The 1,614-nt window shown below is 39.7% G+C and carries 1 protein-coding gene; it reads left to right on the forward strand.

The features are described from left to right. Positions 1–1,614, forward strand: a 1,614-nt coding sequence (gene ppsA, locus V7659_RS31635; RefSeq protein ID WP_335543930.1) for a phosphoenolpyruvate synthase, incomplete at both ends; no start/stop codon positions are given.

Here is a 1,614-nt window from a genome sequence, read left to right on the forward strand (position 1 = left end):
ATTTACGGATCGAGCGGTAATTTACCGAATGCAAAATGGATTTGACCACAGACAGGTTTATTTATCGACAATCGTTCAAAGGATGGTTTTCCCACAGGCATCAGGGATTATGTTTACCGCTGATCCGCTTACTGGAAACCGCAAATTGCTGTCAATTGATGCCAGTTTTGGACTTGGAGAGGCGCTGGTCTCTGGTTTGGTATCTGCCGATTGTTATAAAGTACAAGACGATAAAATCGCAGGTAAGATGATAGCACCCAAGAAATTGGCTATCTTTGCACGAAAAGAAGGCGGAACAGAGACCGTGCCGATCGATGCTGATCAGCAAAAGACGCAAACACTAACTGACCAACAAATTTTACAAATAGCACGCATCGGAAAACAGATTGAAGTTCATTTTGGCTGCCCGCAAGATATCGAGTGGTGTTTGGCAGATGATACATTCTATATTGTCCAGAGCCGGCCAATCACTACACTTTTCCCAATCCCTGAAGCGAATGACCAAGAAAACCATGTCTATATATCTGTCGGTCATCAACAAATGATGACCGACCCAATCAAACCATTGGGATTGTCTTTTTTCCTATTAACAACTAATGCACCGATGCGTAAAGCTGGTGGAAGGTTGTTTGTTGATATAACACGTCAACTAGCTTCACCTGTCAGTCGGAACATGTTATTAAATATGATGGGACAACACGATCCACTCATGAAAGACGCAATTATGAACATCGTTGAGCGTGGAGATTTTATAAAATTATTACCAAATGATACTGAAGCACCGAAGCCCATAAGAGGCAATACGGATATGCTGGCACAATTCGAAAACAATCCCTCCATCGTTTCTGATTTGATTAAGAAAAATCAAACATCGATAGAAGAGTTAAAACAAAACATCCAAACGAAATCAGGATCGGATTTATTTGATTTTATTCTGGAAGATATTCAGGAATTAAAGAAGATTTTATTTGACCCACAAAGTACAGCTACATTTATGGCTGCTATGAATGCTTCAACATGGATCAATGAAAAAATGAACGAGTGGTTAGATGAAAAAAACGTAGCAGACACGCTTTCTCAATCTGTACCAAATAATATTACTTCGGAAATGGGTCTGGCGCTATTGGATGTTGCAGATGTGATTCGTCCATATCCAGAAGTAATTGATTATTTACAGCATGTAAAAGATGAAAACTTTTTGGATGAATTGGATCAGTTTGAAGGAGGAAGGGAAACCCGAGACGCTTTCAATGCTTTTCTCAACAAATATGGAATGAGATGTGCCGGTGAAATTGATATGACGAGAACACGTTGGAGTGAAAAACCAAGTATACTTGTCCCTATGATTATTGGTAACATCAAAAACTTTGAGCCCAATGCTGGCAAGCGCAAATTCGAGCAAGGGCTGCGTGTTGCTTTGGAAAAGGAAAAAGAGTTATTAGACCGATTAAAACAATTACCGGATGGTGAACAAAAGGCCAACGAAACAAAACGAATGATTGATCGAATCCGGAATTTCATCGGATATCGTGAATATCCAAAATACGGCATGATTAATCGCTACTTTGTTTATAAGCAGGCATTACTGAAAGAAGCTGAACAACTCGTAAAAGC

It is taken from the genome of Neobacillus drentensis, from assembly GCF_036966985.1.
Classification (GTDB): domain Bacteria; phylum Bacillota; class Bacilli; order Bacillales; family Cytobacillaceae; genus Neobacillus; species Neobacillus drentensis_E.